Consider the following 7,499-nt stretch of genomic DNA (forward strand, 5'->3'; position numbering starts at 1 on the left):
CAGACGCCTCGGCTGCCGACTGGCACGCGGCCTGGCCTGCCCGGTCCGCCTGACCCCTCCGTCGCCTCCGGGGATGCACCCCGGCCTGCCCCGCGGTTCGCGCGTGCGTGCATCGCGGCGAGCGGATGTGGAGAGTGGACGAGCGAGCGACCCGCACGCCGGGCCTGCGATGCCGTGTGGGTGCCGTTTGGGGCTTTCCTCCAGTAAATGCCTGGTCGGCCAACAAAAACACGCGGATAGTGCTCCATTCGATTGGCCATCCGCACAACGCCGGCCCCACGTCGATTCTTCGTTAAGGCGGTGCATTCACTAGGCTCAGCGTGTTCACATGACAAATGAAGAGGGAGAGGGGCAGATTTGCTGAGCTCTACAGCGTTGAGCGCAACGGCCGTGGTTCTACTTCTGGTGTTGTTCTACGGCGGCACCATGTTCATGTCCTCGCGGATCGCGAAGAGAAAAGAGAACGCCGACAGCTTCATGACTGCCGGCCACAAGATCGGGTTCGGGATCTCGGCGGCGTCGATGACCGCCACGTGGATCTGGGCGTCCTCCATGTACGCCTCCGTCAACTCCGGATACCTCTACGGCATTTCGGGGCCGATCCACTACGGGTTCTGGGGAGCCCTGATGATCCTGTTCATCTATCCCTTCGGTAAACGCATCCGCAAGGTCGCCCCGCAGGCGCACACCCTGGCCGAGGTCATGTTCGCCCGCCACGGTCGGTCCTCCCAGTTCATGCTGGCCGGATCCAACATCCTGGGTTCCGTCATCTCGTTGACGTCGAACTTCATCGCCGGCGGCGCGCTGATCTCCATGCTCAGCCCGTTCAGCTTCATCCAGGGCGTGATCGTGATCGCCGCGGGCGTCCTGCTCTACACGCTCTGGTCCGGTTTCCGCGCCTCGGTGCTCACCGACTTCGCGCAGGTGTTGGCCATGCTCGGCGCGGTGATCATCATCGTGCCGTCGATGTTCTTCTTCCTCGGTGGAGTCGAGCTGTTCACCACCGGTGCCCAGAACCTGACCCCGCAGCAGCAGTCGTTCTTCTCCTCGGATGCGTTCCTCAACCAGGGTGCTCCGTACATCGCTGCCGTCCTCGCCTACGCGATCGGTAACCAGACCATCGCGCAGCGATTGTTCGCGGTCCGCGAGGACTTGATCAAGCCGACCTTCATCACGGCGACGATCGGATACGGCGCCACGATCATCGGCATCGGCATGGTCGGCGTTCTCGCCCTCTACGCGGGTATCGACCCCGTCGACGGCGACCCGAACAACGTGCTGCCCCAGGTGGCGGCCGAGTACCTGCCCGGTGTCCTGGTGGCGGTGTTCTTCATCATGATCATCGGCTCGCTCTCCTCGACCGCGGACTCGGACCTGTCCGCGATGTCGTCGATCGCGATGAGCGACCTGTACGGCCAGGGCATGCGCGGCCGCGGCAAGGTGCCCAACCCCCGGGTGATGCTCATCGTCGGCCGGATCACCATGGTCCTGGCCACGGTGGCCGCCCTGTTCTTCGCCAACATCCGGTTCAACATCCTCGATCTGTTGGTGTTCGTGGGCGCACTGTGGGGCGCACTGGTCTTCCCGGTGATCGCGAGCTTCTACTGGAAGAAGGTCACCAACTCGGCCTTCACCGTCTCCGTGCTGGTCGCCCTTGCAGTCTTCCTGCCCACCCGCTTCGGGCTGATCCCGGACTCCGGCGTGCTGGCGTACGGGATCGAGGCGCTCGCCGTGGTGGGTGTGGGCGTGGTCCTGGGCCTGATGGTGTTCGGATTCCTTGGCCTCAGGCCGGCGCTCGTCGTAGCCGTGATCGCGGCACTCGGCAGCGCGCCGTTCATCCTCGGATTCCTGCGTGACTACGACACGCTCACGGCCTCACTCGTCGCGTACGCGGTCAGCACGATCGTCTGCGTGGCGATGTCGTACCGCAGCTCGATGGACTACGACTTCGACGAGATCGCGCTGGCCACCGCCGACTACGACACCGACGAGGTGGCGCAGGAGCTCGCCGGGGCCGACGCCGACGCCGACGCCCGGAACAAGGCCGAGAACAAGAACGATGACGACGACGACGTCGTCCGCGTCTAGGAGAGGAACTGCAGATGACACCGATACTTCTGACGATCTACGTACTGATCTGGCCCGTGATCGTGGCCGGCGTCCTCGCCGTCCTGGTGGGCGCCTTCATCAGGGAGGCCGCCGAGGCCAAGCGGGACGGCGTGCCGATCATCTGAGTGTGCTCGACCGCACTACGGGTGTGCCCCCTCGCCGATTCCGGTGAGGGGGCAGACCTATGTCAGAAGGAGGGTCGGTTAGCGGTTGAAGATCCGGCGGTAGGCCGCGTTCATGGCCGGTGCCGGCAGGCGCCGGTAGGCGTTGCGGGCGAGGTAGTTGGCCACGGCGCGGGGGCGGGAGATCATGCCGGCCTCGAGGAGTGTGCGCTGGATGGTGCGCTCGGAGGCCGTGAGCTCGTGACTCTTGCGGCGGGAGAATTGCTCGTGGGTGACGCGGAACTTCACCAGCGGTTCGGGCAGGTTGTGGAAGATGTAGCCCGCGCCGAGCAGGCGGATCATCAGGTCGTAGTCCTCCTGGTAGGGGACGTGTCGGTAGCCGCCGACGGCGCGGATGGCGTCGGTGCGGGCCAGCAGGGACGGGTTGTTGACCGGGTTGTTGATCCGCGCGTAGCGGGCGATGTCCTCGTGCTCGGTGGGTAGGGCGCGCATGGCTTTCGGGTGCTCCGGGTCGGCGTCGAACTCGAGCATCGCCGAACCAAGGACGTCCACCCCGAGCGTGCGGGCGGCGTCGAGTTGCCGCTCGAACCGCTCGGGCAGGGAGATGTCGTCGGCGTCCTGGCGGGCGACCCAGCTGGTGCGAACCTCGTCGAACCCGCGTTGTGACGCCGCGGCGGCGCCGAGGTTCTGGGGTAGGGCGAACCGACGCAGGTCCGGGGTGGAGTCCAGGACGTCGCGCAGCGCGGGCGACAGGGGACCGTCTTCGACGACGATGATGTCGGCCGGCTGGACGGTCTGCGCGTGCACGCTGTCCAGGGCGTCGCGGAGCGGACCGGGTGCGATCTTGTCGTAGACGGTCAGGAGGACGGTCAGTTCGGGGTCGCGCACGGGGCTCCTTGGGGTCGGGTCGTCGCGTGGAGGGGCAGTCTTGCGGCGTCTACAAGCAGTATCGCGAACGCGATGATGCCGGTCAGGCCCTGGGCATTGCCGACGAGCCACTGCAGGAACTGGGCACCGGGGTCCAGGGCCGTCAGGTCGTAGGCGTGGTGGGTTCCCACGAGGTGGGCCAGCACGAGCGCGGCGAGGGCCAGCCGCACCGACGTTCGGCGCACGGCCAGGAGGAGGGGCAGGGCGATCAGCATGCCGGACCAGTGGTGGGTGACGGCCACGGGTGAGGCGATGAAGACCCCGAGTCCGATCAGCAGCAACGCGTCGACGGGGCGGTCCTGTCGGCTCAGCTTCCACGCGCCCCAGGCTGCCGCGATGGCCGCGATGAGGAAGAAGGAATAGACGATCAGATCCTGCCAGGGCTGGGCCGTTCCACCGCGGGCGAGCATGCCGCTCAGGGCCTGGTTGGGGACGTAATCGGGCGGGCCGCCGCGGTCGGTGAGGAAGAACTCGGTGGTCCAGAAGTAGATCGATTCGGCCGGTCGGACGAGATGGCCCAGGACGACCGTGGCTGCCACGGCAACGACGGCGCGCGCGAGGGACGCCCAGTCCTTCCGGACGAGGAACATCAACGCGAACGCGGCCGGGGTGATCTTGATCCCGGCCGCTAGTCCGAGAAGGACGCCGCGGACGCGCCTCGGGGTGAAGCCCAGGACGTCGGCGGTGACCATGAGGAACAGGAAGACGTTGATCTGGCCGAAGCCGATGTTCGCGCGGATCGGTTCGAGCAGGAGCGCCGCGCCGGTCAGGGCGAGCGCCACCGCCGGGGCGCCGGTGATCTTGAGCCTCGTGGCCGCCATAGCCAGGATCGCCCAGACTGCCGCGATGGTGGCGGCGGTCCAGGCGACCTGGGCCAGGGTGGCCCCCAGCGGCGCCAGGGGTATGAAGACGATGGCGCCGAACGGCGGATAGATGAACCTCAGTCCCGAGCGGCTGGGGAACTCCTCCGAATAGAGGTCCTGACCTGCCAGCAGGGCGCGTCCGGCGTCCTGGAACACCTGCAGGTCGATCATGAACCCCGTCACGGCCTGAACGATGACCACGATGGACACCGCCAAGGTCAGGATCATCCCTGCGGCCATGCTCACAGTGCGGGTGGTCATCGGTGGTCGGCGCATCGGCGGGCTCGTCTCTGGCGTCGAAGGTACGGTCGGCGCGGGGCGATACGGCGCGGTCTAGTGACCGTCCCCGAGGTTGCCCGAGAGCTTGTCCAGGCGTTCCTGGCTGGAGCCGTCCAGGCCGATGATCTCCACGCTCTTGCCCTTGGCTGCGTACTTGTGGGTGATCGCATCGAGGGTGGCCACCGTGGAGGCGTCCCAGATGTCGGCGTTGGTCAGGTCGATGATCACGTGCTGCGGGTCGCCCGAGTAGTCGAACTGGTGGACCAGGTCGTTGCTGGAGGCCCAGAACAGCTCACCGTGAACCTTGTAGGTGCGGATGTCGATGGTGCCGTCGTGGTTGACATCCAGCTCGGAGACCTTCTCCAGGCTCGTCATGTGCGCCACGCGGCGGGCGAACATGACCATCGCGGTGAGCACACCGAGGATCACGCCGATCGCCAGATTGTGGGTGTAGACGGTGACGGCCACGGTCACGACCATGACGATCGTCTCGCTGAACGGCATCAGGCGCAGGGTGCGTGGGTGGATGGAGTGCCAGTCCATGGTGGCCACCGAGACCATGATCATCACCGCGACCAGGGCGGCCATGGGGATCAGGCCCACGATCTCGCCGAGTGCGACCACGAGGATGAGCACGAAGATGCCGGCGAGCAGGGTGGACAGGCGGGTGCGGGCGCCGGACTGCTTGACGTTGATCATGGTCTGGCCGATCATCGCGCAGCCGCCCATGCCGCCGAAGAAGCTGGTGACGATGTTGGCGACGCCCTGCCCCCAGCCTTCGCGGGTCTTGTCGGAGCGGACCTCGGTGATGTCGTCGACGAGCTTGGCGGTCATCATCGACTCCATGAGCCCGACCAGGGCCATGGCGAACGCGTACGGGGCGATGATCTGCAGCGTCTCCATGGTCCACGGGACGTTGGGGATGAACAGCGACGGCAGCGAGTCGGGCAGATCACCCTGATCGCGCACGTTGGGCATGGTCCAGCCGAACAGGACGACCACGCCGGTGATGACGACGATCGCGATCAGCGGGGCCGGCACCGCAGCGGAGAGTTTGGGGAAGAACACCATGATCAGGATCCCGGCGGCGACCATCGGGTAGACCAGCCACGGCACCCCGAGCAGGTGGGGGATCTGGGCGGTGAAGATCAGGATGGCCAGGGCGTTGACGAACCCGACCATCACGCTGCGGGGGATGAACCGCATGAGCTTGCCCACGCCGATCAGGCTCAGGACCACCTGGAAGATGCCGGCCAACAGCACGGTGGCGATGAAGTAGTCCATCCCGTACTCCAGCGCCACCGGGGCGATCACCAGGGCGATGGCGCCAGTGGCCGCAGAGATCATCGCCGGTCGCCCGCCGGTGAAGGCGATCGTCACTGCCATGGTGAAGGACGCGAACAACCCGACCCGCGGATCCACACCGGCGAGGATGGAGAACGAGATGGCTTCGGGGATCAGCGCGAGCGCCACGACGAGGCCGGCCAGCACCTCGGTGCGCAACCGTCGCGGCGATGAGAAGGCGTACTTGAACGACGCGAGGACCCCGATCGGGGCCAGACCCTCGTCGCCGCTCGCAGGGGCCGGGGCCGGGGATGAGGCCCCGGGCGTGGTGGCGGGAGCTGTCACGAAGGGTTTTCCTTACCGTGGAGGGACATGACACACTCTCCCGTAGCGGGAGATTCTGAAGCTACCGTAACGGTAGAGTTGGTCCTGCAGCGAAAATGCATCTGCGAGTGTGAGCAAGCCCACAAGGAGGACGATGTCGGAGTCGGCGGTGCGCAAGATCGGTGAGGTCGCCGAATGCACCGGGCTGTCGATCCGCACCCTTCGGCATTACGACGATCTCGGCCTGGTGGTTCCCTCCGGCCATACCGCCGGGGGCTTCCGGCTCTACACCGAGGCGGATGTCGAACGATTGCTCCTGGTGCGAAGGATGAAGCCCCTGGGATTCTCCCTTGACCGGATGCGCCAGTTCCTCGAGGCGGTCGACGTCCTTCGAGCGGCCAAGCAGACAGGCGCGTCGGATCTTCCGCGATGGCACGAGGCCAGGACGACCGTCGAGGCAGTGCGCGGAGAGGCCCTGGAGCGCTACGCGGACCTCAAGACCCAGCTTGAATACAGCGCGGAATTTCTGCAGTTGGCCGCCCGCGCCGCCGAGTAGCTGCCACTCGGGCCGGACGCGGGATGGACCGCGACCGCCTCAGGCCAGCAGCGAGGGGTCCACCTCGTCCCACGAGCTCGCGCCGCACAGGGACAGCGTGAGGTCGATCTCGGCGAGCAGGTTGTCGAGCACCTCGCCGACCCCGCGCTGCCCGGCGATGGCCAGGCCGTAGATGTGTGGCCGACCGATCGTCACGGCGTCCGCGCCGCACGCCATGGCCTTGACCACGTCCGTGCCGTTGCGGATGCCGGAGTCCAGCAGCAGGGTCGGCTCGGGGCCGACGGCCTCGCGGATGCGCACGAGGGCGTCCAGCGTGCCGATCGATCCGTCCACCTGCCGGCCTCCGTGGTTGGAGACCATGACCGCGTCGACGCCCATGTCGAAGGCCCGCCGGGCGTCATCCGGGTGTAGGACTCCCTTGAGAACGACCGGCAGTCGGGTCCGGTCCCGCAGCGTGGCGATGTGGTCCCAGTTCAGCGCCGGGTTGGAGAACGTGTCGAGGAAGGTCTGGACGGCGGCGCGGGTCTCCGGGGCGCCGAGGTTCCTGCGGAACCCGCCCGGATGATTCCGGGCCATCTCGAACAGTGTCACGACGGCCTTCGGCGTGACCTTGACCGCGTCGGGGTCCGTGTCGGCGCCTGCGTCGGACTCACGTGCGACCCGCTCGGCCACCATCTCGGCGAAGCGGGGGTCAGAGGTGTACTGGGCGATCCCGACCCCGCGCGTGAACGGCAACGATCCGAGGTCGAGATCCCACGGCCGCCAGCCGAGCGTCGTGGTGTCGAGGGTGACGACCAGCGCCCCGGCGCCGGCGGCCTCCGCCCGGGAAATGAAGCTGTCGACCAGCTGCTCGTCCCTGCTCCAGTACAGCTGGAACCAGCGCGGTCCGTCCTTCATGGCCGCGGCCGTGGATTCCATCGGCGAGGAGCCCTGCGAGGACAGGATGTACGGCAGCCCGCGCTCGGCCGCGGCGCGCCCGATGTGGACGTCGGCGTCGCGGCGCACGAGTCCCGCGGCGCCGATCGGAGCGACCAG

General features: G+C 67.1%; 7 protein-coding genes. 3 read left to right on the plus strand and 4 right to left on the minus strand.

Going from position 1 to position 7,499, the window contains the following annotated elements:
* Nucleotides 1-432 precede the first annotated feature (432 nt).
* Both G6027_RS12585 and G6027_RS18900 read left to right on the plus strand, forming a co-directional pair.
* Complete coding sequence (locus G6027_RS12585) at nt 433-2,088, plus strand: sodium:solute symporter family protein (RefSeq protein WP_182637480.1); 1,656 nt, start codon at nt 433-435, stop codon at nt 2,086-2,088.
* Between the two features lie 14 nt (nt 2,089-2,102).
* On the plus strand, nt 2,103-2,234 hold the full coding sequence (locus G6027_RS18900; RefSeq protein ID WP_218873259.1) for a putative transporter small subunit: 132 nt from the start codon (nt 2,103-2,105) through the stop codon (nt 2,232-2,234).
* A 78-nt stretch (nt 2,235-2,312) separates the two neighbouring features.
* Here G6027_RS18900 and G6027_RS12590 read toward each other — a convergent pair whose 3' ends face one another.
* The 3 genes from G6027_RS12590 to G6027_RS12600 form a co-directional block, all read right to left on the minus strand.
* The gene (locus G6027_RS12590) at nt 2,313-3,119 is read right to left on the minus strand and encodes a glycosyltransferase (protein WP_346995727.1); all 807 of its coding nucleotides are present in this window, start codon (nt 3,117-3,119) and stop codon (nt 2,313-2,315) included.
* On the minus strand, nt 3,101-4,282 hold the full coding sequence (locus G6027_RS12595) for a glycosyltransferase 87 family protein (protein WP_182637477.1): 1,182 nt from the start codon (nt 4,280-4,282) through the stop codon (nt 3,101-3,103). The genes G6027_RS12590 and G6027_RS12595 overlap by 19 nt, the downstream gene beginning before the upstream one ends.
* Before the next feature lie 72 nt (nt 4,283-4,354).
* Complete coding sequence (locus G6027_RS12600) at nt 4,355-5,860, minus strand: SulP family inorganic anion transporter (RefSeq protein ID WP_182637482.1); 1,506 nt, start codon at nt 5,858-5,860, stop codon at nt 4,355-4,357.
* 202 nt (nt 5,861-6,062) lie between these two features.
* Between G6027_RS12600 and G6027_RS12605 the strand changes: the two genes are divergently transcribed.
* Nucleotides 6,063-6,464: a MerR family transcriptional regulator gene (locus tag G6027_RS12605; protein WP_182637478.1), complete on the plus strand. Its 402-nt coding sequence runs from the start codon at nt 6,063-6,065 to the stop codon at nt 6,462-6,464.
* A gap of 39 nt (nt 6,465-6,503) precedes the next feature.
* On the opposite strand, the gene G6027_RS12610 is transcribed toward G6027_RS12605, so the two are convergent.
* Nucleotides 6,504-7,499 (minus strand): alpha-hydroxy-acid oxidizing protein (locus G6027_RS12610; protein WP_182637479.1); only part of this gene is annotated, 996 nt, incomplete at its 5' end.

This window comes from Dietzia sp. SLG310A2-38A2 (assembly GCF_014145095.1).
Taxonomy (GTDB): domain Bacteria; phylum Actinomycetota; class Actinomycetes; order Mycobacteriales; family Mycobacteriaceae; genus Dietzia.

What these genes read in the sequence shown, in the direction of transcription:
- G6027_RS12595 (WP_182637477.1), bottom strand. Translation starts at nt 4,282, where the DNA reads ATGACCACCCGCACTGTGAGCATGGCCGCAGGGATGATCCTGACCTTG.
- G6027_RS12605 (WP_182637478.1), top strand. Translation starts at nt 6,063, where the DNA reads ATGTCGGAGTCGGCGGTGCGCAAGATCGGTGAGGTCGCCGAATGCACC.
- G6027_RS12585 (WP_182637480.1), top strand. Translation starts at nt 433, where the DNA reads ATGTCCTCGCGGATCGCGAAGAGAAAAGAGAACGCCGACAGCTTCATG.
- G6027_RS18900 (WP_218873259.1), top strand. Translation starts at nt 2,103, where the DNA reads ATGACACCGATACTTCTGACGATCTACGTACTGATCTGGCCCGTGATC.